The organism is Pseudoclavibacter sp. CFCC 14310, from assembly GCF_008831165.1.
GTDB lineage: Bacteria > Actinomycetota > Actinomycetes > Actinomycetales > Microbacteriaceae > Pseudoclavibacter_A.
In genome coordinates, this window is sequence record NZ_WBKC01000002.1 from 422459 (window position 1) to 447575 (window position 25117).

The following is a 25117-nucleotide window of genomic DNA, read 5'->3' on the forward strand; positions in this document are numbered from 1 at the left end:
AGGTCATGCGACAACAGTCTCAGCTGAACCGGCCTTCTGGCAAATCACCGTCATTGCACGGTGATCTGGCGCACCTCGTTCCAGCCGGTCTGCTGCAGGGCGATGCCCACCGCGAGCGCTGTCGTGTCTGCGGGCAGGTCGGGGGTCTTCCAGGTGAGTTCGGACCATTCCTCGCCCAGCGGGGTGAATCGGCCAGCGCTGAAGTACGTCCATCTGCCGGTCTGGTCTCGGACGAACGCCACCGGCTGGCTCTGCGACCCACCACCTCGCGCAGTGTAGGTGATCTCCTTGCTCTGCCCGCCTTCGGCTGCGAGCGAGCATTCGCCGAGGTCCATAATGGGCAGCCACTTCGCCTCGCCGGGCCCGTTCGCCGTCAGTTCGAGGTGCAGCGCCTCTTGCCCTTCGTGGCCTGTCTTCGAGGTGATGGTGAAGTTCGCGGTGTTGTCGCCGTAGGCGAAGCCGTTCCAGCAGATGGGCGTTCCCTGGGCATTCTGATGTGTGAAATCGCTGACTCTGCGCCCGGGTTCGGAGCTTCGTCTCGGAGTGAACGCCGCATGCTCGGCGTTCGGATCGCCTGCCGAGCCGGTTGAGAGGTAGGCGCTCGGCACAGGAGCCGTTGGGTCGGCGTCGATCACCTCACCAACCGTGCGGATCGCGACGCGCCCTGCGACCACCTGTTCGACGAGCCAGTCGGCCAGCCGTTCCAGCTCCTGCTCGGTGACCATGATCTCCGCGCAGGTGGTCGCCTCTCGCTCGCAGATGCCGTGGAACGTGAGCTGTGTCCAACCGGCCCCCACCCCGACAGCGGTTTCGACATCCTTCTGATAGGCCTCGATGCCTGATCGTCTATCGAACATGTTGGGTGCGAGCGTCACCATCGGGTTCTCAGGTCGCAGCGACTCGACGATCTTGGCCTCCGGCGAAATCGCCTCTCCGGCCAGGCGCATCGACTCGCCCGAACCGACCGCTCCGCCGAGACCCCGCCCCGAGGCATAGCCGCAGTCGCGCACTGCGCGCTGAACCTCATCGTTGTGCGCCGCGTACGGGTAGGCGAAGCTCTGCGCGGGCAGCCCCCACTGACGCAGATTCTCGCGATCCTGGCAGATCTGACGGCGTGCCTCGTTCTGCGTCACGCTCGGCAGATTAAGGTGGTGCACGGTGTGCCCGCCGATCTCGTTGCCGAGATCGGCGAGACCGTGCAGCTGGTCGCGGGTGAGAAAGCCAGGTGCACCGGTCTGGCCCGTTGTGACGAAGTACGTCGCGACCAGCCCGCGCCTGGCCAGGATGTTCGCCGCCAGCACCTGATCCTGTGTGCCGTCGTCGAAGGTCAGACTCACGATCGCAGGTGCAGTGTTCGTCAGCCGCTGCACGCCTGCCTCCTGAGGTGTGAGCAGAGGGACGTCGGTCGAGTGCGGGCTGAGCCCGTCTTCGGCGATCGCCGCGACCGCATCGCTCGATGCGCTGACGCCGTCGGTGGGAGGCATCGCCACGACGCCCACGCCCAAGGCCACGCTGCCGAAGAACGTGGCGACGGCCGTCACCGCCAGCCGACGGCGCGCGGCTCGCACCCCTGCGCGGTTCACAACGCCGAACCCTCGGCTGCCAGGGTGCGGTGCGTGACTTCGGCGGTCGCCCCGGCACCGTCGGGCCTGCTGCCCAGAGCGCCGGCCCGGTCGGCCTGATCACGCAGCATCGCCTGGGCGACGAGCTCGATGATGCGACGCACCGAGGTCTTCGGAACGAAGCCGACCAGTTCGTTGGCAGCGGTGTTGTCGGGCACCCGGCGCCGCATGTCTTCATAACCCTCGCCGTAGGCCTGGTCGTAGGGGATGTGCTCGATGCTGCTTCGGCTGCCGGTGACATCGATGATCTCTTCGGCGAGCGCCTTGATCGAGATCTCCTGGGCACCGCCGAGGTTGAAGACTCTGCCCGCTGAGTCAGGATGCTCCTCGACCGCCACGAGCGCAGGCACCACGTCGCCGACGAATGAGAAGCACCGTGTCTGCTCGCCGTCGCCGTAGACGGTGAGCGGCTCGTCATTCAGGGCCTGACGCACGAGTCTGGGCACGACCATTCCATAGCGGCCGGTCTGTCGCGGCCCCACCGTGTTGAACAGCCGCACAATCGACACCTGCAGGTCGTGCTTGCGCCAGTACGCGTGTGCGAAGGCCTCGTCGATTCCCTTTGCTGCGGCGTACGTCCAGCGGCTCAACAGAGGCGACCCCAGAATGCGATCCGAGTTCTCATGCAGCCTGTCTGCGGTGTTCTTGCCATAGATCTCGCTGGTCGAGGCCAGCAGCACACGGGTCTGGTGCCTGCTTGCCGCTGCGAGCACGTTCTCTGTGCCGTGCAGGTTGGTGCGCAGGCTGCCCAGAGGGTCGTCCAGAATCACGTGCACGCCGACGGCGGCCGCCAGATGAAAGACACGGTCGGCCTGTGCGACGAGACTCTCGACGAGTTCGGGGTCGCGAACGTCGCCTTCGACGAAGCCGAACCTGGAGTCACGGCTGAGCTGACGGAGGTTGGCGAGTCGTCCCGTACTGAGGTTGTCCAGCACGGTGACGTCGTCGCCCTGACCGATCAGATATTCGGCCAAGTGGCTGCCGATGAAGCCGGCGCCGCCGGTGATGAGAGTGTGCATGTGTGTTCCTTCGTGTTCGTGCGGCGGCGTCGCTGCCGCTGATGGCGGGTTGCCGTGGTCATCGGGGGATGCCGGGTCAGGCTGTATGAGTGCGGCCCGCGTTCAGAGCACGCTGCGGTGCGCGATGTCGGTCGCACCGTAGGTCGTGTCAAGCACCAGGGTCTTCGGAGTGATCCACGAGAGGTCGATGTCGCGATGCAGCGTGTGCAGCACGACGATGTCTGGGTCGTTGGCACCGGGGTTCGGCACAGAGGTGAGGGTGTGGCCGTCTGGCAGCGTCACTGCGGGGAAGAGCGGATCGTAGTAGCGCGAGAGTGCGCCCGCGCTCCAGAACCGCTGCAGGATCTCGATGGCGGGCGATTCCCGAGCATCCGCGACATTGGGCTTGTAGGCGACCCCGACGACCAACACGCGCGCTCCGCTCAGCGGAATGCCGTTCTCGGCGAGCAGGTCTTTCGCTCGATCGACGACGCGACCCGGGCGGTGGCTGATCTCGTGCATCGCCTGGGTGATCATGGGCGCGGCGACGCGCTGACGCCGCAGCTGCCAGAGCAGGTAGTGCGGGTCGCAGGGGATGCAGTGCCCACCGACCCCGGGGCCGGGCGTGAACTTCATGAAGCCGTAGGGCTTGGTGGCCGCCGCATCGATCACCGCGCTGACGTCGAGGTCGAGCTCGCGGCAGATGTCGGCGAACTCATTGGCCAGCGCGATGTTCACCGCGCGAAAGGTGTTCTCGAGCAGCTTCGTCATCTCGGCATGGCCTGGCGACGACACGACGTGCGTCTGCTCGACCGCCGAGCCGAGCAGGTCGACCGCGCGGGCTGCGCAGGCGGGGCTGACGCCGCCGATGACGCGAGGAACGGCCTCGTGGCCAAACTGCACGTTGCCTGGGTCGATGCGCTCCGGGCTGAACACCACGTGGACGTCTTCGCCCGGTTTCATGCCGCGATCTCGCAGCGGCTGCACGACGAGCTCTTCGGTGCACCCGACGTAGGTCGTCGAGGTCAGCACGATGAGCTGCCCTGTGACTGCGTTGGCCACGACCGTCAGACACGCGCTGTGCAGAATGCCGAGCTGCGGGCTCAGATCATCGCTGACCGGGGTCGGCACGCAGATGATCACCGCAGCCGCACGCCGCAGCGCCGACAGGTCGGTGGTCAGCAGCAGTCCGTCGCTGTCGCGGTGTGATTCCAGCAGCACTCGATCACTCGGAATCAGATCGACGTCGCCACGCCGAATCGCCGCAACGCGCTGCTCCGATACGTCGATGCCTGCGATGCGATGACCGGCCGCGCGGTAGGCGAGAGCCGTCGGCAGACCGACGTAGCCGAGACCCAGAATCGCGACGTCGTAGTCGAAATCGGTGAAGGTCGTTGCTGTGGTCGCGCCTGAGCGGTCTTCGGTGACGGTTCCGAGCGCGCTGAGCGCCAGCCGTGCGCGCTGAGCGCTGAGTTGTTGTCTGGTCGATGTGAGTTCCACGGTGGTCCACTCTCCGGTTGGGGGCGCTCCGCCGGAGAAATGTTCCCCGCCCTTCACGCACCATTGCGTCACTGTTGCTCTCTGAGCGTGCACTTCGGCGTTGCAGTCGGGCAAGCGGTGCGGCCGCCCTCGTCGGTCGCTCTGCGGAGCCGTCTGCCTCCTCCTGCGGAGAACCGGTGCAGCGCCTGCGGAGAGCGCCACGGGGTCTGCGGATGCACTGCGCGATTTCGCCTGTGTGGGAAGCGGAACCGTTTAACGGCTGCGGGGAGAGTGCGGAGACGAGGGCCCCGTCGACGAGGCCCTGTCCGTAGCGTAAGAGGCATCGCGCCGAAGACGACGAAGTCTGTGCCCAGTGCACAGGGTCCAGTTCAGAGGGCCCAGTTCAGAGGGCCCGGGGCCCAGTGCAGAGGACACAGGGCACAAGACACAGGAGGGGAGTGTGATCATGGCTTGGGGTCTGATCGTGTTCATGCTGGCGATCGTGGGGGTCACCACGATGATTTGGGGCGTCATCGGCGTCATTCGCTGGGTGACGGAGCGCGGCGAACGACGACGGCAGCGTCTGAGGTCGGCCGTTCCTCGGTGGTCGAACGGCGACATCGCCGTTCTGATGGCCGCACATAACGAAGAGGCCGTGCTCGAGGCGTCACTGCGGCGCGCGCTGGCTCAGTTCTCACCGGAGCAGATCCATGTCATCTCAGACGGGTCGATCGACGGAACTGCAGACATCGCACGTCGGCTCGGTGTGCGGGTGCTTGAGCTGACCCCGAATCGTGGCAAGGCTGGTGCGCTGACCGCAGGCATCGCACACTTTCACCTCACCGACCGGTACGAGTTCGTCCTGCTGCTCGATGCCGACACGCATCTGGCCGACGACTACGCGATCACTGCGCTTCGCCTCGCCGATGATGACGATGTGGCCGCAGTAGCCGGACGGGCACGCACCCTGCATCCAGAAGCCGCCGGATCGCTCTTTGGACGCCTACTGGTCTGGTACCGCGAACGGGTATACACCGTCGTGCAGTATCTGCACAAATACGGCCAGGCCGCCCCGTGGATCAACGCGGTCTACATCGTGCCGGGATTCGCCAGTCTCTATCGCTCCCGGGCTCTTCGTCAGATCGACATCGATGCGCCGGGGCTGGTGATCGAAGACTACAACATGACTTTCGAGGTGCACGCTCGCAGTCTCGGCCGGGTGGCCTTCCATCCGCATGCCGCGATCGCCTACACACAGGATCCTGACACGCTGGTCGACTACACGAGACAGCTCAGCCGGTGGACTCTCGGGTTCTGGCAGACGCTGCTGCGGCACCGGCCTCGGCCCAGTCTGTTCTGGGCGACCGTGCTGCTGCACGCACTCAAGCTGGTGCTCAGCTCGCTGATCATGCTGCTCTGGCTGCCCGTGTTCGTGGTCTCGGTCACGTGCGCAGCAGCGGTCTGGCTCGGCCTCGACGCAAACGGCTGGGGTGCCGCGGTCATCGGTCAGTTGCCGCCGCTGCTGCTGCTTGCCGGGCTCTGGCTTCCCGACCTTCTGATCACGCTGGTGAGCAGTGTGCTCGGGCGACGCTGGGGCATGCTGCTGTTCGCACCGTTCTATCCGTTCATGCGCATCTACGACGCGAGCCGCTGTCTGCGGTCGCTGCTCCGCGCGCTCGGGCGCCGGCGCTCAAGCGGCAGCTGGGTCAGTCCGGATCGTCGGCCCGAGATCGCTGCCGCTGCCATCACACAGGAGAGCCGTCGTGTCCCGACGGCAGTTCGCCCAGAAGCGTGAGCAGCTCGCGACGCGAACGCACGCCCAGCGTGCGGTAGACGGCCGTGAGCCGAAGCTCGACGCTGCGCACCGACAGAAACAGGCGCTGGGCGATGTCCTTCGTGCGCAGCCCGGCTCGCACGTACTCCACGACCCGGCGTTGTTCGTCATCCAGCCTCGAGAGTCCGACAGACGACGTCTCGCGCTGTCTGATCAGGAACCCCTCGGTTTCGGGTTCGGCCTCGCGGATCAGCCGGGTGCTGGCGAGTATGTCCCGTTCCACCGATTTCTCGCCGGTGACGAGCCCAGCCTGTTCGAACGCGGTGACTGCGTATTCGATCGCCTGGCGACCGGTATTCACGTCACCGATCATGAAGAGCCAACGTGCATAGCCCACGGCTGTCGTCGCGTACTCGAGCTGTCCGGCGGCCTTGTGCCGCGGGGCTAAGGCGATCTGCCACTGCTCTGCCACGGTGGGGGCGACCAGGCAGATGCCGCTGACGTCGATGCCCAGCGTCTCGAGATCTGCGACGGCGTGGTCGATCGTCAGCGAGGTCCATCGCTGAGGCGAGTGTGCCTCTGCGATGACGAGTTCTGACAGGGCATCCTGTGCGGCCGCGGTTCTGCCGCATTGCAGGGCTGCTTCGATCACGTCGCCATGCAGGCGCATCACGCTCGGCAGCGCGATCTCAGCCGTCGAAGCACGTGCGCTCTGCAGCAGCCGCAGGGCCCTGCGAGGATCGTGGGCGAGCAGCAGCTTGCCCAGCAGCGCCTGAATTCGCGCGAGCTGCACCGAGCTGCCGGGCTCTGGGGCCGGTTCGATCGTCTCGTTCAGCAGACGTCTGGCACGAGCCGAGTCTCCCAGGGACAACGCTGCCCACGCTGCGGCCCATGTGTGCTGCAGACTGCGCAGTCGGGAGGTCGCGTGTCTCTCGAGTCGCTGGAAGGTCGAGCGCATGGCCGAGAGACACCCGGCCGCGACTTCGATCTCGACCAGCAGGTAGAGCGTCGATTCGACGTGCAGGCGCAGGCCGTCGGCGGTCTCGAGAGCCAGAGCGCAGGTGTCGCGCGCCTGCTGCCAGCGTTCCGCCAGGCGATGCCCCTGAGCCTGCAGCAGCAGCTCCAGGACGCTGAGCGTGCGCCGTCGACTGAGGCGTGGCCTGGCATGATCCGCAGGAGGCTGTGTGGGCTTCTGCCTCTCGACCCGGTTCGTCTGGGGTGCAGACGTCGCTGGCTGCTCGCCCGGTGCCGTCGCATCCTGCAGCGTCAGCTGCGCAATGAGCGACCGAGCGCGCTGCAGAATACGCGCTGCGACTGTGTCGGTCTGCGGGAGCTGATCGGAAAGCTGCAGCAGCTGCCGCGCGTCGCGAACGTGGCAGAGCAGCAGTGACCGCGCAGCCAGCTCGGCGAGCATGCTCAGTGTCGCCGCTGGCGCGAGTTCGCCGTAGAGATGCACCGTCGCATAGACGTTCGAGAGGTCGATGCGCCCGTCTTCCAGCAGTTCGAGCTTGAGATCGAGATGGGCTCTCGCGACCGAAGTCTGCGGATCGGCCAGCGTCGTCGGCGCCATGCGCAGATATCGCCGCGCGAGGGCGCCGAAGCCTCGTGTGCCCAGCAGCCGCAGTGCCTTGAGCCAGTCGTCTACCAGCGACTCGTCAGTGTGCACGAGATCGGCGACGTGCTCCATGACCTCGAGCACCTGGACGAGCTGCACCTCGGCGGCAGGCCCGTCGACGACCGCGGCCAGGGCGCCGGGGAGGCTGGCGATCAGGCGGTGTGACACAGAGATTGAGTCAGCGGCCTCTTCCGAGCCGCACAGCAGAAACCAGAGATGCAGCAGCTCCGGTCCGTCAGACGTCGCCGCTACCAGACGCTGCAGCATCTGCTGCCGCGCATCGGCGTTCATGCCCCAGTACGTCGCAGCGCGAAGCCGCTGACTCACGAGTGAGGCGACGTCGCCGGTGGTCGAGACCACCCGCTTCGAGATCAGCTCCTGCACCGCAGGCCATCCTCCGGGCTGCAGGTCGCTGATCAGGGCGATCGGCAGATAGCGCGAGCAGCTCAGCAGGCGAACGACGTCGCAAGGCGCTATGCCGGTCGCGGAATCGGCCGAGGAGAGCGCGCTGTCCGATGAGCTCTCACAGGGCGGCGGCCCTTCGGGGCTCTCAGCGAAGAAGCGCTCGATCTTCGCCAGCGACCTGGTGCCCTGCAGCTGTGCACCGTTGACGTGCTCGAAGAGTCGAAGCATGGAGTCGGCATTGCCGTCGCTGAGATGCCCGACGATCTGCACGACAGCCGGATCCGCTCGTACGCCGTGTCTGCGTGCGAGGAGCATCTGCTCCCGTGACGTCAGCGGTTCCAGTCGCAGCCGCTGCACCCCTGCCAACGCAGGCGGAACGTCCCCGTTCGTCGAGACGGCCAGCAGACGAACCGAGCCGTCGCAGGCGCGAGCCGCCTCAGCGAGCAGATTCAGCACATCGGCATTCAGCGGCCTGAGATCGTCGACGGCCAGAATGGTGGTGCGCCCGTCGGCTGCCAGCCGCAGCGCGTCGGCCATGCTCCGGCCGAGCTCGGCAGTGGTCAGGCCGGCCCCGGCCGCGGACTCGGGGCTATCGGACGCCGCCACGATGCGCGCAGCGACGCGTGCTGCAGACTCCGCAGCATCGATCGAACGAACGTGTACCAGACGCTGATCGTCAGGCAGGGCGTCAAGCACCAGCGAGAGAATGAGCTGCCCTCGTGCAGTGTCTCCGTCTGCGTCGAGCACAACCCCATGCGCGCCGACGGCGTTCGCGCCAGATGCAGAGCGCGGTATCGACGTCGCCTGCAGCGATGCCAGGACGGCATCAACGTCGCATGGCGTGAAGCTTGTGTTCGGCGTTCTCACGCTGCCCCCAGTCGCTGTCGGGACGTACACCGCGGCTCTGCGCCTGTGCAGGAGTCACGGTACGTCTGGATACAGCCCCTTGATGACTATCTTGCGTGATGACCGCTGGTATGTCCATTCGCGCATACGATGGCCGAACGACCTCCCTGGTGCGAAAGGCGAACTCACCACTGTCCGTGCGGACCCGACCCGCACGCACCGCCTGCGCGGTATGTCAGCGGCGCAGCCGAACCTGCTCTCCGAGCAGACTCGCGAGCACCTGTCGCTCGCCCCCGGTGAGACGCCGAGGGCGACCGGTCTCCGGGTTCATGAACACCAGCCCGTTCAGCCCGACGGCCGCGACAGGGGAGCCTGGTCGCTGCCTGACCTGATAGCTCAGCTCGCAGTCGGCTGCGCCGATGTGGCTCACCCACATATCGATGTGCACTGGCTCGAGCTCAAGGCGAAGCGGCAGCCGGTACTCGATGCGCTGACCGGTCAGAAAGATGGGGCTGCGGCCGAGATTCTCACCGTCGAGACGGGGCAGCGTCTCGTCGTCGCACTCCGCCTGAGCGAAGAACAGCACGCGCGCCTGCTCGACCAGAGCGAGCACGGCGACGTTGTTGATGTGACCATAGGCATCGGCATCGCTCCAACGCAGCGGCACGCTCAGGCGCAGGCGACGACTCATGACTGGTCGAGACTCACCTCAGTCGGATGCAGCACGCGTTCGAGGAACTGGCGTGTGCGAGGGTGCTGTGGTGCGGTGATGACCTGCTCGGCAGGTCCGTGCTCCACGATCACACCGTCGTCCATGAACGCGACGACGTCTGCGACGTCACGCGCGAAGGCCATCTCATGGGTCACGACGAGCATGGTCATACCGGCGCCTGCGAGCTCTCTCATGACGGCGAGCACGTCGCCGACGAGTTCCGGGTCGAGCGCGCTGGTCGGCTCGTCGAAGAGCATCAGCTTCGGGTTCATGCTCAGTGCGCGGGCGATGGCCACGCGCTGCTGCTGACCACCGGAGAGCTGTGCAGGCAGGGCGTCGCCTCGATCGGCCAGGCCGACTTTCTCGAGGTTTTCGAGAGCGATACGCTCCGCCTCGGCCTTCGACCGACCGAGCACCTTCATCTGAGAGATCATGCAGTTCCTCAATACCGTGAGGTGAGGAAACAGATTGAACTGCTGAAACACCAGACCGATTCCCTGACGCACTCGATCGATGTCGACGTCAGGGTCGGTGATCGTGTCTCCGTCGACCTCGATCACGCCCTCGTCTGGTGTCTCGAGCATGTTGACGCAGCGCAGCACGGTCGACTTGCCCGACCCCGAGGGGCCGATCAGACAGACGACCTGTCCCGGCTCGACCGTCAGATCAATGCCTTTGAGCACCTGGTTGTCGCCGAACGACTTCGTGATGCCGTGAATGCTGATCGCGCTCATTTCGCCGCCTTCGTCTTGAAGCTCTTTCTCGTCGTCTGCAGCTCGAATCTGCGGGCCAGCCAGCTGAGCGGGAGCGTGATGATGAGATAGCACGCACCGGCGATGACCAGCGGAGTCAGTCCGGCGTCCGGGGCCGTCAGCGCCTGTCGGCCGAACTTGCTGAGCTCGTACTGGCCCAGTGAGAGGCCGAGCAGATAGACGAGCGAAGTGTCTTTCGTGAGCAGGATCAGCTCATTTGTCAGCGGGGGCAGCACCATGCGGAAGGCCTGCGGAAACACGATCGAGATCATCGCACGAGACTGCGACATGCCCAGCGACCTGGCCGCCTCGAGCTGGCCGGGAGGAACGGCCTGCAGGCCGGCTCGGAACGTCTCGGCGATATACGCCGCCGAAACCATGCCCAGAGAGAGCATGACGGTCACATAGATGTTCAGATTGATCGAGAATGCACTCGGAATACCGTAGCCGAAGGCGATGAAGACGAGCAGAGCCGGCAGACCGCGGAACAGTTCGATGTAGACCGATGCGAACCAGCGATACGGCGCGACCGATGACATCCTCATGAGGGCGAGCACCGCGCCGCCCAGCACGCCGAACCAGAACGAGATGAGCGTGTAGACCAGGGTGTTCAGCAGCGCGACGCTGATGACTTGGGGAAACTGCGCGGCAGCCACCGCGGGGTTGAAGAAGGTGCTGAGAAACTTCGGCCAGTCGGTGACGACCGCCAGCACGACGACGACCACCACCAGCACAGCGTACTGAATGCCGCGCGAGATGCGCGCTCGTTTTGCTGGAGACATACCTTGCCTGTCGCTCTCTTTCAGCGTCTGATCACGCTGATATCGTTACGTGGCCGAGAGGGGTGTGCGACACACCATCGTGTCACACACCCGTCGGGCACAGATCAGGCCGTCGCCTTCACGCCATACTTGTCGAAGATCGACTGCAGCGTTCCGTCATCCTGAATGCGCTTGAGCGTCTTGTTCACCGAGTCGAGCAGCTGGCTGTTGTCTTTGCGCACGGCGATGCCGTACGACTCACCGGTCGGAATGGTGGCGACCATCTGCAGGTTGTCGAAGTTCTTCAAGTGCTCGCTGGCCGGCGCCACCTGATCGATGAGCACATCGATCGACCCGTTGCTGACCTGTGTCGCCGCCAGCGTGGCGTCTTCGAACCCCTGCGGCTGCAGACCCTTGCCGGTCACATACTCCTGACCCGTTGTGGCATCCTGCACGGCAATGGTGTGCGTGCCGTCGAGCGCCTGATCTGCCGAGGTCACCGAGCTCCCCTTCGGCACGACGACGGCGAGGTCGTCGTGGAAGTAGGGCTCAGAGAAGTCCATCTTGGTCTTGCGCTCGTCGTTGATCGTGATGGCGCTGATCGCGATGTCGCACTTCTTGTTGTCGAGATCCTGTCCGGACTGCAGACCTTCGAAGGCGGTGTTCACCTGTTTGAGGTCGACGCCGAGGTCTTTCGCGATCTCCGACGAGATGTCGGCGTCGATGCCGACGATCTTGTCGCCCTCCGGGCGCTCGAAAGGCGGGTACTGCGCCTCGGAGCAGGCAGTGAGCGACGCGCTGTCGATGAGTTTGGAGTCGCCTGCAGTGCTGGTGCATCCGCTCAGGGCGAGACCGCCGACTGCGGCCAGTGCGACTGCGGCGACGAACTTCGAACGTGTTCTCATGGGCTTGTGCCTCATCTCTTCGGCTGCGCACACCTTCGTGCGCGCAGAGTGACGGGCAGAGTCGTGCACGAGTACGCGCAGACTCCGCAAAACTGACTCCTTATCGTAACCAACAGGATGTTTCGATCACGTATCATCCGCGGAGTGCCACGGGTTCAGTGCTGAGAAACGATGCCTTCGACCGCCGCCCAGAGGTCGCTGTAGGCCGTTGCTGCGGGGGAGTGCGGCGCGAACGTCGCGACCGGTGCACGGCGCAGCCCCATCTGTTCGACGATCGACGTCGACGGCACCACCACCGGCACGATGCGAGAGTCGAGACCGGGGAGCTCTTCGATGGCGGTGGCCTGTGCTTTGCGCCGGCGATCGGCCATCGAGAAGAATCCGAGGATCGGCGTCCGTGCGTCCTGCATCTGCACCAGGTCGGCGACCTGATCGAACGCACGCAACGACAGCGCCGCAGGAACCAGGGGAACAACGATCGCATCCGCCGCATCGATCACGTTACGGGCGACCAGCGAGGCCCCTGGCGGAGAGTCGAGAATGACGGTGTCGTAGCTCTCGCTCAGGCGTTTGAGCACTCGATGCACCCTGCTGGTCGACTTCTTCACGTCTTCCAGATGCAGGTCGAGGTCGCGATACGATTCGTCTGCGGGCAGCACGTCCAACTGTGGATAGTCGGTCTGCCGGATGCTCTTGGCGACGTCTCCGTCTCCGCGGATGAGCCGGTCGACGCCGCCTTTCACCTTCGGTTTGACCGAGAGCAGATACGTCGTGGCGCCCTGGGGGTCGAGATCCCAGAGCAGCACGCGTCCCTGCTGGCTGGCGAGCCATGCGAGGTTGACCGCAGTGGTCGTCTTGCCCACGCCGCCTTTGGTGCTGTACACCGCAATCGTCTTCATGCGGCACATCTTAGTGTCGTGAAGTGAACAGGGAGCTCTGTCAGGCGGCGCGAGCAGTGATCTTCGAGATGTCGATCGACTGCGTCTGCGGCGCGGCATGCGTCGCCATGGATGCGTGGGTCGCCTTCTCAGTCACATCGAACGACTCGCGGTAGTGCCCCAGGAGCAGCTGAGTCTGCGACGTCAGCGCCGACAGCGAGTTGAAGACGATGCCGGTCACCGGCATGAGCACCCACTGCAGAATCATCCCGAACGAACGCATGCGGCCGTACCGTGCGGGCCGCTTCGGCAGCATGTTGAACCCCAGCCACATCATCAGCAGGATGCCCAGCAGGGCGACCTGCTGCACGGTTCCGACGATGAACGGGAGTTTGAGCACCAAGGTGTCCATGAATTCGGCGCGCATGCTCATGACGAAGGGAATCCACGCACCGAACGCGATCAGGGGAGCGATGCAGGCGAGGCTCACATGGCTGTCGAGCAGCTGCAGAAAACGAACCATGTCTTTGAGCAGCGGAGTGTTGGCGGTGCGCCCGAAGACGCGCACACCGACGTAGGGAACGTCGGAGGCACCGTAGGACCAACGCTTCAGCTGCTTGAACTGCGCCTTGATGGTGCGGCCATACGTCTCAGTCAGCACGGCATCCTGGTAGATCGGCACGTGGATGCTGATGACCTTGTAGTTGCCGTTGAAGTGAAAATAGCTGCGCCAGTACTGGTGGCCGTCTTCGACAATCGTGCGCGTGCTCCAGAAGTCCATCTCGACGAGGGCGTCGAGGGGCTGTGAGTGGGAGGCGAAGTTGCGCAGAGAGAGCGGACGCATCGAGCTGATCAGGTTCCAGAACGTGTTGCCGTTGGCGATGACGCGGCTCGGCGCCGGTGCATCCCAGATGTTGCCCAAGAACAGTGAGATCGGCTGGAACGACATGCGCTTGCGTTCGGGGTGCACGATGTACTCGTAGCTCACGTAGTCGAAGTACGACGGGAACGGCACGTTGTCGCAGTCCAGAGTGGTCACGACGACGTCGGAGTACTCGAACTCGCTCTCATCGACGATCTGCTGCAGGCGGCGACCCGCGAACGTGATGTTCGCGCCTTTGCCCGCCATCTCACCCGGCAGCAGCTCGGCGGGGTGGCGAACCAGTTCAAAGTGACCGAATCGATCACCGAATTCGCGCTGCACGCGCTTCGCGGTGAGCTCCATTCCCTGGCCGCCACGCTCTTCGTAGGCGAAGAGCACGATGAGACGGTCTTTGTCATATGTGGTGTCGGCCAGTGCCTGGAATGTCGGTGCGATGACCTCATACGGTTCGTTGTAGGCCGCCACGATGACGGCGTTGCGAAGCTGCGAGGGTTTGGAGAAGAGCCCGGGATTGGCAGCCACCGCAGCGAGGTTGCGCTGGTGACGACGCAGCTGGAAGGCACCGCGTGGCTCGTCGACGACTGCAGCCTCAGGCTGCTCGAGCAGCGCGAGGCGCTGCGCCCAGTCGACGTCTTCGGCCGATTCCATGCGGGCGTTGCCGATCATCATCTCGGTGCCCGAACGCACGGCTTTGAACAGCATCATGAGCACGATGACGAGCAGGCCGCACGCCGCGACGACAGGATTGAAGAATGAGATGACTACCAAGCCGAGCAGGGTGCCATAGCTCAACAGTGCAGGAAGCATCTCGAGAAAGCGGTACCCGCGGGTGCGCTCTCCGGCTGGAAGCTCGTTGTCCATGACGTGTCATCCTCTCGACGCGCCTCGATAGTGAGGCACTAACCATACTGGTGTGACTCTTGACGCCACTCAACGCGGTTTGGTAACGAAACCGCATCGATCGCGTCCGCGACTCTGGCCACATTGTCGAGCTGCACATGATCGGCTCCGCGCCCCAGACAGGATTCCCCCGGTCAAATCGGCGCTGCACAGACTAGAATCACCCCTATGCCACGCCTCAACACCAGAATCCTGCTCAGCTGCGCGGCCATCGGCGTCGTCACCGGGCTGCTGTTCATGGTGACAGGCGGGCTCCACATCATCATCATCACGATTGCCCCGTGGGCATACGGCGCTCTGATCGGCATGTACTTTCTGCCCGGAGCGATCGCGCAGGGCACATACCGGCTGCCGCTGGTCGGGCTCATCACGATCGTGCTGGCCGGCCTGCTCACCGCAATCTCGCCAATTCAGTCTCTGGGGTGGGCCGTCTTCGCCTACCTCGTCATGATCGGGGTACTGCAGGAGCTGCCGTGGGCGGTGACCGGGTACAGACGACGCACGCGCACCGGAGCCGTCATCGGATCGCTTGTCTCCGGAGCGCTGCTGGGACTGCTCTTCGCACTGGTGTTCCAGGGCAAGACCGGGTCGTTCTGGCTCGATGTCGCACAGGCGTCCCTGACAATCGTCTCGGTGCTGCTGTTCACCCTGTTGGGATGGGTGGTCGCGAAGGCCCTGCATCGAGCAGGCGTCGGTCGGGCCTGAGACCGACGGTGTACAGGCGCGTGCCGCCGCGCGAGTCGTCGACGCCCACCCCGACTCTGCACAGCAGAGCCCTGTCATACTGTTGGAGTGCGGCCGAATCCGGCTGCGGGAAAGGATCACTCTGTGAAGAAGCTGTTCGCCACCGCCGCTGCGGTCGCTCTCATGATCGGGCTCGCGGGCTGCTCCGTCCAGAACGACAGCGTGGCACATGCCGTCACGGTCAGCGGCGACTTCGGCTCAGTGCCTGAGGTCACGTTCGATACTCCGTTGAAGGCCGACGACGTGCAGAAGAACGTCGTGATCACCGGTGACGGAGACAAGATCTCCAAAGATGACTTCGTGTCCGTGCGCTTTGCGCTCTACAACGGCACTGACGGCAAACAGTACACGGACGATTCCAGCTGGCAGCAGACCATGTCGCTTGATTTCTCACAGTACGATCCCGCACTCGGTGCCGCGCTCGATGACGTCCCGCTGAACTCCCGCGTGGTGATCACTGCCAGTGCGGCGAAGCTCTTCGGCAGCGACGCGCTCAACGGCAGCAGCATGGATCCGGCTCAGCCGTTGGTTGCCGTCTTCGACCTGGTCCAGAAGACCGTCACCGATGACCAGCCGACTCGTGACGACTTCGGTGACGCCGACTTTCCGGCGGTGACGTTCGACGACAAGGGCGTTCCCACCGTGGCCGCCGCACAGGGCGACCCGCCGTCAGAGACGAAGATCAAGGTGCTGACCCCGGGGTCAGGCGCAACGGTCTCAGCGAACGATGCGGTGACGGTCCATTACGAGGGCGTGAAGTGGCGCGACGGCGAGCACTTCGACGGCAACTTCGGCTCAGACCCGGCGCAGTTCAACGTGAGCGGCGTGGTCAAGGGCTTTCAGAAGGCACTCGTCGGGCAGCAGGTCGGATCAACCGTTCTGGCCGTGGTGCCTCCTGCAGAAGCATACGGAAATGCCGCGGGTAACGCTCTGCAGCACGAGACGCTGATCTTCGTCGTCAAGATCGAGTCGACGGCTCCCGCCACTGCACAGTGACTCGCACACAGAGGTCTTCGCAGCCGATCGCCACGGGAGCAGCGGCGCAGCCGATGACGACGACCACGCCGAATCGTGGCATCGACATCCGTTTCATCGCGGCTCTGTGCCTCATGCTCTGCACGGCGCTGATCGTCTCAGGCTGCTCGAGCGCCGTCTCCGAAGGCTCGGCATCCCAGTCGGTGCAGGTCGCCGCAGACTTTGGCTCGGAGCCCGAGGTGCACTTCGACGCTCCGCTGGCCGTCGACGCCCTGCAGCGCTCCGTGGTGAGCGCCGGTGACGGGCCCAAGATCACTGATGACACCACCATCTCGGTGAAGGCGAAGATCACCGACGCCGGTGACGGCACAGCCATCAGCGCCGTCGGCTCCTGGCCCCGTGCGTTCACGACGACCGTCAGAGATGCCGAACCGGGAGTGGCTGAGTCAGTCGTCGGGCTGCACAGCGGCAGTCGCATCGTGGTGACGGGAAAGGCCCGCAGCTTCTACGGCGACGAGCGCCTCGCCGCCACCGGCCTCGACGCCGACCGCGGGCTTGTCGCCGTGCTCGATGTCGACGCTCCGCCGACCAAGGATCGCCCGACGCAGCAGAGTCTCGCCGACGACGATTTTCCTCAGGCGAGGTTTCAGTCGGGCCGCCCCGTGGAGGTGTCCCCAGGCAGCGGCCGTCCGCCCCAGACGACGCAGGTCAAGGTGCTCACACCGGGCACCGGGGCGCCGGTCGCCGACAACGACCAGCTGGTCTTTCGCGCATACACCACCACTTGGGGTCTCGGAGACGTCGTCGGTGACGACTTCGCCTCCGGTGCCTCCTCACGTGCGCTCTCGGCTCTGCCGAAAGGGCTTCATGCGGCGCTGACAGACCAACCGGTCGGCACGACCCTTCTGGCGGTCGTGCCGCCGACTGAGGGCATCCCCGATCAGCTGCCCGAGGCGCTCAGACATGAGACGCTGGTCTTCGTCGTCACGATCGACGGCACCTCCCTCGCCACCAGTTAGCCCGTCCATCCTTCGAACACCCGACTCGCGCCGTCAGGAGACACCAATGACCACATCGCTGCAGCAGATCGTCGATGTCGCCGAGAGGCTCTGGCCGCCCTCGCTGGCCGAGGAGTGGGACAACCCCGGACTCGCGGTGGGCGATCGAGCAGCGACGGTGACGCACGTGCACCTCGCGCTCGACGCCACCGCTGAGACGCTGGCCGAGGCCCGACGGTCTGGCGCGCAGATGCTCCTGACACATCACCCCGCGCTCTTTCGCCCGGTGCGCACACTTGATGCCGCATCCGCCACAGGCGGCCTGCTCTTCGCGGCCGCTCGCGACGGCGTCGCCCTCTTCAGCGCACACACGAACGCCGACAGCGCGCCTGGCGGCGTGAACGCGGTGCTCGCAGATCTCATCGGCCTGCGTGATCAGCGTCCGCTCGTGCCAGCCGACGACGCGAATGCGGATGCCGGGCTGGGCCGTATGGGACGGCTGCCGGCGGGCACCACCTTGGGAGAGTTCGCCTCTGACATCGCGCGTGTGCTGCCGTCGACGGCCTCGCAGGTGCGAGTCTCGGGTGACTTCGAACGCGAGGTCAGCACCGTGTCGCTGTGCAGCGGGGCAGGCGACTCGCTGCTGCAGCTGCCGCAGGTGCAGGCCACCGATGTCTATGTGACTGCCGATCTGCGTCACCACGTGACCCTCGACGCGCGTGCCGAGGGGCTGCCTGCTGTCGTGAATCTCTCACACTGGGCCAGCGAATGGGTCTGGCTGCCGGTCGCTGCCAGACAGCTTGCGGAGCACCTGCCGCAGGTGCGCTTCACCGTCAGCGACCTGCGCACCGATCCCTGGGACTTCGCGATCGCGCAGTGACCCGGTTTCGATGAGGATGCACGGTTCGGGGCGTCAGGGGAGTAGACTCTTGCGCTGGACGGGATGCTCATGCGATCGCGTGCCAGAGAGATCTGGTCCGAGGAACGTCCGGGCTCCACAGGGCACGATGGTGGGTAACGCCCACCCGGGGCAACCCGAGAGCAAGTGCAGCAGAGAGCAGACCGCCAGCGGCGACCTCGGTCGCGGCTGGTAAGGGTGAAACGGTGGTGTAAGAGACCACCAGTGGGCATGGTGACATGCCCAGCTGGGTAAACCTCATCGGGAGCAAGACCAAGCATGGAGGTGGGCTGCCCGCCTGTACCTCCGGGTAGGTTGCTGGAGCGTGTCAGCAATGGCACGCCGAGAGAGATGATCGCACCCGGTCACAGCACCTTGCGTGTTGCGACCGGCGACAGAACCCGGCGTATCGAGCATCCCGTCCACACCTCGATTCTGAGCGGCACAGGCCGAGGCGGCCGTGTCAGCGACAGCTGTGCGGTCAGCCGATGGCCACCACGGCGAACTCCGCGGCTCCGATGATGCCTGCGTTCTGGTTGTGACGGGCGATGCGCACCGGGGTCTGCACGTCGAGATGTGGCAGAAAGAGCTCCGGCGCACTCGAGATGCCGCCACCGATGACGAACAGCCTCGGCGAGAACAGCCGTTCCAACGCCTGGTAGTACCGACTGAGTCGTGCGCCCCATTCGGCGAAGCTGATTCCGTCACGCTCGCGGGCCACTGGCGACGCCACCCGTTCGTAGTCGGGTTCTCCGTCGATCTCGAGGTGCCCCAGCTCGGTGTTTGGAATCAGCAGACCGTCTTGGATCAGTGCCGACCCGATGCCCGTGCCGAGCGTGGTCACGATCGTGAGACCACGCTGGCCGCGGGCGGCGCCGCTGTGGGCCTCAGCCCATCCGGCGGCGTCAGCGTCGTTGACGATCGCGACCGGCACGCCGAAGGCGCGGCTGAAGTGGGCCGCTGCGTCGTGACCGATCCACTGCGTCGAGACGTTGGCCGCCGACAGCGTGATGCCGTCGACGACGACCGAGGGCAGCGCGACGCCGATGGGCATCTCGATGTTCCATCCGCCAGCCGCCGCATCACGAGCGGCGATTCCCTCGAGACCGAATGTGCCGAGCACCGCCGGCTGCTCCAGCAGAGCGGCGACCAGCTGCTGGGCAGCGCTCACCACCTGCTCCGGCGTGGCCTGCTCCGGCGTCTCGACGGTCAGCCGGTCGCTGAGCAGTTCTCCTGTGGTCGTGTCGACGATGGCAGCCTTAATGCCGGTGCCGCCGACGTCGATTCCGATCGCCTGCGCCACGATCAGCTGTTCTCGACCAGCGAGCCGGTCAGAATCTCGGCGCCGTCGGCGTGGATGACGATGGTGTGCTCGAACTGCGCAGTGAGCGACTTGTCGGCGGTGACAACCGTCCAGCCGTCCTTCCACGTCGTCCAGCGTGGGCTGCCGATGGTGAGCATGGGCTCGACGGTGAAGACCATGTTCTCTTCGATCTCATCGGTGAAGCGCTCTGGATCGTCGTAGTGGGGGATGATCAGTCCCGAGTGAAACTGGCGCCCCACGCCGTGGCCGGTGTACTCGCGGACGCTGCTGTAGCCGAAGCGCTTGGCGTACTTCTCGATGGTGCGGCCGATCACGGAGACCTGCCGACCGGGCTTCGCCGCCCGGATGCCGCGGAGCGTGGCCTCCAGCGTGCGGTCGACCAGGTCGCGGGCCTCCTGGCTCACCTCGCCGACGAGGAATGTGCGGTTCGTGTCGCCGTGCATGCCGCTTTTGAAAGCGGTCACATCGACGTTCACGATGTCGCCCTCTTCGAGCACGGTGTCGTCGGGGATGCCATGGCAGATCACCTCGTTGACCGAGGTGCACAGGCTCTTCTGAAACCCGCTGTAGCCGAGCGTCGAGGGGTAGGCCCCGTGCGACACCATGTACTCGTGACCGACCCGGTCGATGTGATCGGTGGTGATTCCCGGACGAATCTCTGCGGCGATCGCGTCCAGGGCGCCAGCGGCGATTCGGCTCGACTCGCGGATGCGCTCGATCTCTTCGTCGTCGTACGTGTCGCCGAAGCCGGTCTCGTCGAAGTCTTTGACGTCGACGTAGAACGGGCGTTCGATGTCGGCCGGTACGGTGAGACGAGGAGTATGGAGACCAGGGATCATATGGCCTTGTGCATCTTTAGGCATGAGGCGATTGTACGCTGAGCAGTGACAGCACCGCAGAAATCACGGAGGAACGCATGAGCGAAGAGAAGAACTTCTGGTACAACACGCGCACCGGCGAGGTCGAAGAGGGCCCGCAGTCGCTGGGCACCGACCGCATCGGGCCGTTCGCCACGCGGGACGAAGCCGCACGCGCCCTTGAGATCGTGGCGGCACGCGCCAAGCAGTGGAACGACGAGGACGCAGCCGACGACCAGGACTGACCCGGCATCCGACGGCGGATGCCGCCGCCCTGTTCGCTTGTCGCGTCGCGGCCGATCTCATGCGGCTCGATGGCCTAGAGTTGTCGTGTCACTGCCGCCGCTGCGCGCACCCGGTGTCATCGTGTGAAAGGGTCCCCATGAACAAGCAGATCGACTTCGTGCTCCGCACCATCGAAGATCGCGGAGTCCGTTTCGTCCGCCTCTGGTTCACCGATGTCGTGGGCTCGCTCAAATCGGTCGCGGTCTCGCCTGCCGAGATCGAGGGAGCTTTCGAAGAGGGCATCGGATTCGACGGGTCGGCCATTCAGGGCTTCTCGCGCGTCTCGGAGTCCGACATGCTGGCGTTCCCAGATCCGACCACGTTCCAGCTGCTGCCGTGGCGCGGCCAGATCGATCCCACGGCGCGTATGTTCTGCGACATCACGACGCCAGACGGGCAGCCCGCCGCCTCCGACTCTCGCAATGTGCTGCGTCGCACCCTCGCACATGCGGCAGAGAAGGGGTTCTCGTTCTACGTGCACCCTGAGATCGAGTTCTACCTGCTCGAACGCGATTCGGTCGACAACTGGCCGCTGCGACCTGCCGACCACGCCGGATACTTCGACAACGAGCCCGGCGGCACCGCGAACGACTTCCGACGCCAGGCAGTCAGCGTGCTGGAAGAACTCGGCATCTCGGTCGAGTACTCGCATCACGAGGTCGGTCCGGGCCAGAACGAGATCGACCTGCGCTACGCCGATGCGCTCACCATGGCCGATAACATCCAGACCTTCCGCACCGTGGTCAAAGAGGTCGGCATCGAGCAGGGAGTGCATGCCACGTTCATGCCCAAGCCCTTCCCGAATCAGCCCGGATCTGGCATGCACACGCACTTCTCGCTCTTCGAGAGCGACAACAACGCCTTCTACGACCCCAGCGGGCAGTACGAGCTCTCGCACACCGCCCACCAGTTCATGGCCGGCATTCTCAGGCACGCGGCCGAGATCACCGCGGTCACGAACCAGTTCGTCAACTCGTACAAGCGGCTCTGGGGCGAAGACGAAGCGCCGAGCTCCATCGCCTGGGGCCACAACAACCGGTCGGCACTGCTGCGCGTTCCGCTGTACAAGCCCGGCAAAGGTCAGAGCACCCGCATCGAGTACCGTGCGATCGATTCGGCGGCCAACCCGTACCTGGCGTACTCACTGCTGCTCGCCGCCGGTCTCAAAGGCATCGAAGAAGACTATGAGCTGCCCGCCGAGGCCGAAGACAACGTGTGGGAGCTCACCGGCACCGAACGACGTGCCCTGGGCATCAAGGATCTGCCCGGCAGCCTCGAGCAGGCGCTGCAACTCATGGAAGAGAGCGAGCTCGTCGCCGAGACGCTGGGGGAGCAGGTGTTCAACTACGTGCTGCTCAACAAGCGCAAGGAGTGGCGCGACTACCGTGCACAGGTCACCGACTACGAGCTGTCGCACAATCTGAACCGGCTCTGATCTCGGGCGGTCGCTGATGAGTCACGCCCCGACGCTGACACGACTCGAACTCGCCCGCGTCGGGTTCGCCGAGCCGAGCAGGGCGTTCGACCTGCTGCGTGAACAGCAGACGGCGCTGTCAGACGTCGTCCGCCGACGCCTGACGGCGTTCTCGACGGCCGCAGACCCAGATACGGCCCTCACCGAGTTCATCGGCATCGCCGAGCGTCACCCGGCGGTGCTCGACGTCGACGAAGCGGCGTTCACCCGACTGCTGCGTCTGATCGGCGGGTCTCTCGGGCTCAGCGAGTTTCTGCTGCGTGACCCGGCCGAGCTGCGCTGGTTCCTCACCCATGACGAGTCGCCGCTGACCCGTGACGAGTACCGGGAGAGCCTTGCCGAAGCCGTCGCCGCCGCTCGATGCGAGACGGCGACAGCGGCATGTGCGACAGGGGCATCCGCTGCACACAGCGTCTCGGCTGCCGCACTCGCCCTGCGCACCCGGTACCGACGACACATCGCGCAGCTGGCGCACTGGGATTTCGCCACGCCCGACCCCCGCGACGTCGTCGCACGAGTGAGCGTCGCGTTGGCCGATCTCGCCGACGCTGCGATGGATGCCGCTCTGCAGCTCGCCCGTGAGGAGTGCCGTTCGCAGCTGGGAGACCACGTCGACCACGTGCGCATCGCGGTGATCGCGATGGGCAAGACCGGCGCACGCGAGCTGAACTATCTCAGCGACGTCGACGTCATCTACGTCGCCGAGCCGGTCGACGACGCCGACCCGACCCGAGCCTTGGTGACCGCCACGCGCATCGTGCAGTCGATGATGCGAATCATCTCAGCGGGCGGCGTCGAACCCGGCCTGTGGGAGGTCGATGCGAATCTTCGTCCCGAGGGCAAAGACGGCGCGCTCGTGCGCACCGTGGCGTCGCATCTGGCCTACTACGAGCGGTGGGCGAAGGGCTGGGAGTTCCAGGCGCTGCTCAAGGCACGCGCCATGGCGGGCGACGTCGAGCTCGGTCGCGAGTACATCGACTCGATTCGCCCGATGGTGTGGCGATCGGCTCGACAGGAGAACTTCGTCGAGTCGGTGCAGGCGATGCGCGAACGGGTGAGCGACCACATCCCGTCCGAGCAGGCGGCCAGACAGATCAAGCTCGGCCCAGGCGGGCTGCGCGACGTCGAGTTCACCGTACAGCTGCTGCAGCTGGTGCACGGACAGCACGACGAGCGGGTGCGGGCTCGCGGCACCCTGGAGGCGCTGCGCCAGCTCGCCGACAACGGCTACATCGGACGACGCGAGGCCGAGGACTTCGCACAGGACTACCGCACCCTTCGAGTGTTCGAGCATCGCCTGCAGGTGCGACGCATGCGGCGTACGCATCTCATGCCGACCGATCCCGAAGAGCTCCGCATTCTGGCCCGCTCTAGCAGGCTCGCCGCAGATGCCGACGAACTGCTGACCGTGTGGACCGAGGTGAAGCGCTCGGTGCGCGATCTGCACACCCGAATCTTCTACAGCCCGCTTCTCGCGGCGGTCGCCCGCATCCCCGGTGCCGACTTCCAGCTCACCGAGCAGCATGCTCGCGAGCGTCTCAGCGCGATCGGCTACCGCGATCCCGCAGGCGCTCTCGATCGCATCACCGCGCTCACGACAGGCGTGAGTCGGCGCGCCGAGATCCAGCGCCATCTGCTGCCGCTCATGCTCGAGCTGTTCGCCGAGGGCACTGATCCGGATTTCGGGCTGTTGGCCTTCACCCGTGTCAGCGAGTCGATCGGAGAGGCCTATTGGTATCTGCGGATGCTGCGGGACTCTCCGGTGGCCGCCCGCCGGTTCGCCGTGGCTCTGTCTCGTTCGCGCTTCATCGGCGACGCGCTCGCCAGTCAGCCCGAGGCTGCCAAGTGGTTCGACGACGACGACGGAGTGCAGCCGCGCACCTTCGAAGTGATGCGACACGAGATGCTCGCGATCGTGGCTCGGCATCCGAAGGCCGACGACCGAGTGGTCGCGCTGCTGCAGCAGGTGCGTCGCCGCGAAGTGCTGCGGCTGGCTATCTGGAGCGTCGTTCACGAGGTGCCGGCCGAGACCATCTCACCGGCGCTCTCCGACATCTACCGGGCACTGCTGACGGCACTGCTTGAGTGGCTCGATGCCGAAGAGCGGTTCGGCGTGCGTCTGGCGGTCATCGGTCTCGGACGCTTCGGCGGGGCCGAGATCGGGTTCTCTTCCGATCTCGACGTCATGTATGTGTATGAGGCCGTGCAGGAGCGCCCGAACATCCGTGCTGCGGCGCAGGCGCTCGGCAAGGCCGTGCAGGATTTTCGCATGCCGGTCGAACTCGACCTGGATCTTCGGCCAGAGGGCCGCAAGGGCGCCATCGCCCGCACACCAGAAGGGCTCACAGCCTACTATGAGCGCTGGGCAGAGCCGTGGGAGCGTCACGCGCTGCTGCGGGCGGCCCCGGTCGCCGGCGACCCCGAACTGCTCGACCGAAGCTTCGCCTCGATCAACGCCGTACGGTGGGAGAGACCGCTCACTCGCGATGACGAGCGCCAGATCAAACGACTCAAGGCGCGCATGGAATCGGAACGGCTGCCGCGAGGCGTCGACTCGTCACGTCATGTGAAGCTGGGCCGAGGTTCTCTCACCGACGTGGAGTGGATCGTGCAGCTGTATCAGCTGCGCCTTGCCGCACACGACACGACCGTGCGCACGACGCACACACTCGCCGCGCTCTCGGCGCTCGAGACCGCCGAGGCGATCTCTCAAAGCGATGCCGAGACCCTCCGCCACGCGTGGCTGCTCGCCTCCCGGGTACGTGACGCCAACATCCTCGCGACGGGCACGGCCAGCGATGTGCTCGCCGAACCGGGCAGCGCCCTGGAGCCCACCGCACGCGTGCTCGGCTACGCGAGTGGGCAGAGCGCTCGCCTCGACAACGACTATCTGCGTGCGACCCGGCGCTCCCGACGCGTGTTCGAACGGCTGTTCTACGGCGAGTGACCACTGCAGGTCGCGAGGCACGAAGACGCCGCCGAGAAATGCGGAACGCCGCTGCCTGATCGGCGCCCGGTCGGGCGACACGATC

20 protein-coding genes and 1 other RNA gene are annotated in these 25117 nt (G+C 65.4%); 9 read left to right on the forward strand and 12 right to left on the reverse strand.

Annotated features, from left to right (window positions below):
* Positions 1-50: 50 nt before the first annotated feature.
* From F8O06_RS05785 to F8O06_RS05795, 3 genes are all read right to left on the reverse strand, one after another.
* Positions 51-1583: a polysaccharide deacetylase family protein gene (locus F8O06_RS05785; protein ID WP_158037953.1), complete on the reverse strand. Its 1533-nt coding sequence runs from the start codon at positions 1581-1583 to the stop codon at positions 51-53.
* Positions 1580-2641, reverse strand: coding sequence for an SDR family NAD(P)-dependent oxidoreductase (locus F8O06_RS05790; RefSeq protein ID WP_158037954.1), 1062 nt, complete (start codon positions 2639-2641; stop codon positions 1580-1582). The genes F8O06_RS05785 and F8O06_RS05790 overlap by 4 nt, the downstream gene beginning before the upstream one ends.
* A 102-nt stretch (positions 2642-2743) precedes the next feature.
* Positions 2744-4120 (reverse strand): nucleotide sugar dehydrogenase, encoded by a 1377-nt coding sequence (locus tag F8O06_RS05795; RefSeq protein WP_225733416.1) that lies wholly within the window; start codon positions 4118-4120, stop codon positions 2744-2746.
* Positions 4121-4565: 445 nt separating this feature from the next.
* Here F8O06_RS05795 and F8O06_RS05800 point away from each other — a divergent pair, with 445 nt between their 5' ends.
* A complete protein-coding gene (locus F8O06_RS05800) occupies positions 4566-5894 on the forward strand; it encodes a glycosyltransferase (RefSeq protein WP_158037955.1) in 1329 nt (442 codons plus the stop codon).
* Here the strand turns inward: F8O06_RS05800 and F8O06_RS05805 are convergent.
* The 7 genes from F8O06_RS05805 to F8O06_RS05835 form a co-directional block, all read right to left on the reverse strand.
* Entirely contained in the window at positions 5845-8640 is a 2796-nt protein-coding gene (locus F8O06_RS05805) for a helix-turn-helix transcriptional regulator (protein WP_158037956.1), read from the reverse strand. The genes F8O06_RS05800 and F8O06_RS05805 overlap by 50 nt on opposite strands.
* Before the next feature lie 334 nt (positions 8641-8974).
* A complete protein-coding gene (locus F8O06_RS05810; protein ID WP_158037957.1) occupies positions 8975-9430 on the reverse strand; it encodes an acyl-CoA thioesterase in 456 nt (151 codons plus the stop codon).
* Positions 9427-10185, reverse strand: a complete 759-nt coding sequence (locus F8O06_RS05815) for an amino acid ABC transporter ATP-binding protein (RefSeq protein ID WP_158037958.1) — start codon at positions 10183-10185, stop codon at positions 9427-9429. Before F8O06_RS05815 ends, F8O06_RS05810 begins: the two co-directional genes overlap by 4 nt.
* Complete coding sequence (locus F8O06_RS05820; RefSeq protein ID WP_158037959.1) at positions 10182-10985, reverse strand: amino acid ABC transporter permease; 804 nt, start codon at positions 10983-10985, stop codon at positions 10182-10184. The genes F8O06_RS05815 and F8O06_RS05820 overlap by 4 nt, the downstream gene beginning before the upstream one ends.
* Positions 10986-11089: 104 nt before the next feature.
* On the reverse strand, positions 11090-11869 hold the full coding sequence (locus F8O06_RS05825) for an ABC transporter substrate-binding protein (protein WP_192496869.1): 780 nt from the start codon (positions 11867-11869) through the stop codon (positions 11090-11092).
* A gap of 155 nt (positions 11870-12024) precedes the next feature.
* Positions 12025-12768, reverse strand: a complete 744-nt coding sequence (locus F8O06_RS05830) for a ParA family protein (RefSeq protein ID WP_158037961.1) — start codon at positions 12766-12768, stop codon at positions 12025-12027.
* A 40-nt stretch (positions 12769-12808) separates the two neighbouring features.
* Positions 12809-14491: a glycosyltransferase gene (locus F8O06_RS05835; protein ID WP_192496870.1), complete on the reverse strand. Its 1683-nt coding sequence runs from the start codon at positions 14489-14491 to the stop codon at positions 12809-12811.
* A gap of 207 nt (positions 14492-14698) precedes the next feature.
* Here F8O06_RS05835 and F8O06_RS05840 point away from each other — a divergent pair, with 207 nt between their 5' ends.
* From F8O06_RS05840 to rnpB, 5 genes are all read left to right on the forward strand, one after another.
* The gene (locus F8O06_RS05840; protein ID WP_158037962.1) at positions 14699-15235 is read left to right on the forward strand and encodes an ECF transporter S component; all 537 of its coding nucleotides are present in this window, start codon (positions 14699-14701) and stop codon (positions 15233-15235) included.
* A gap of 123 nt (positions 15236-15358) precedes the next feature.
* A complete protein-coding gene (locus F8O06_RS05845; RefSeq protein WP_158037963.1) occupies positions 15359-16270 on the forward strand; it encodes an FKBP-type peptidyl-prolyl cis-trans isomerase in 912 nt (303 codons plus the stop codon).
* 53 nt (positions 16271-16323) lie between these two features.
* Positions 16324-17268 (forward strand): hypothetical protein, encoded by a 945-nt coding sequence (locus tag F8O06_RS05850; RefSeq protein WP_158037964.1) that lies wholly within the window; start codon positions 16324-16326, stop codon positions 17266-17268.
* Positions 17269-17314: 46 nt separating this feature from the next.
* The gene (locus F8O06_RS05855) at positions 17315-18127 is read left to right on the forward strand and encodes a Nif3-like dinuclear metal center hexameric protein (RefSeq protein WP_158037965.1); all 813 of its coding nucleotides are present in this window, start codon (positions 17315-17317) and stop codon (positions 18125-18127) included.
* Positions 18128-18186: 59 nt separating this feature from the next.
* Positions 18187-18570: RNase P RNA component class A (gene rnpB / locus F8O06_RS05860), an RNA gene on the forward strand.
* A 56-nt stretch (positions 18571-18626) separates the two neighbouring features.
* Here rnpB and F8O06_RS05865 read toward each other — a convergent pair.
* On the reverse strand, positions 18627-19448 hold the full coding sequence (locus F8O06_RS05865; RefSeq protein WP_158037966.1) for an ROK family protein: 822 nt from the start codon (positions 19446-19448) through the stop codon (positions 18627-18629).
* 2 nt (positions 19449-19450) lie between these two features.
* Entirely contained in the window at positions 19451-20332 is an 882-nt protein-coding gene (gene map, locus F8O06_RS05870; protein ID WP_158037967.1) for a type I methionyl aminopeptidase, read from the reverse strand.
* A gap of 53 nt (positions 20333-20385) precedes the next feature.
* On the opposite strand from map, the gene F8O06_RS05875 reads away from it, so the two are divergent.
* The 3 genes from F8O06_RS05875 (at position 20386) to F8O06_RS05885 (ending at position 25032) form a co-directional block, all read left to right on the forward strand.
* Complete coding sequence (locus F8O06_RS05875) at positions 20386-20571, forward strand: SPOR domain-containing protein (RefSeq protein ID WP_158037968.1); 186 nt, start codon at positions 20386-20388, stop codon at positions 20569-20571.
* Positions 20572-20708: 137 nt separating this feature from the next.
* Positions 20709-22046 (forward strand): type I glutamate--ammonia ligase, encoded by a 1338-nt coding sequence (gene glnA / locus F8O06_RS05880; protein ID WP_158037969.1) that lies wholly within the window; start codon positions 20709-20711, stop codon positions 22044-22046.
* 16 nt (positions 22047-22062) lie between these two features.
* Positions 22063-25032, forward strand: a complete 2970-nt coding sequence (locus F8O06_RS05885; RefSeq protein ID WP_158037970.1) for a bifunctional [glutamine synthetase] adenylyltransferase/[glutamine synthetase]-adenylyl-L-tyrosine phosphorylase — start codon at positions 22063-22065, stop codon at positions 25030-25032.
* Positions 25033-25117: the final 85 nt, after the last annotated feature.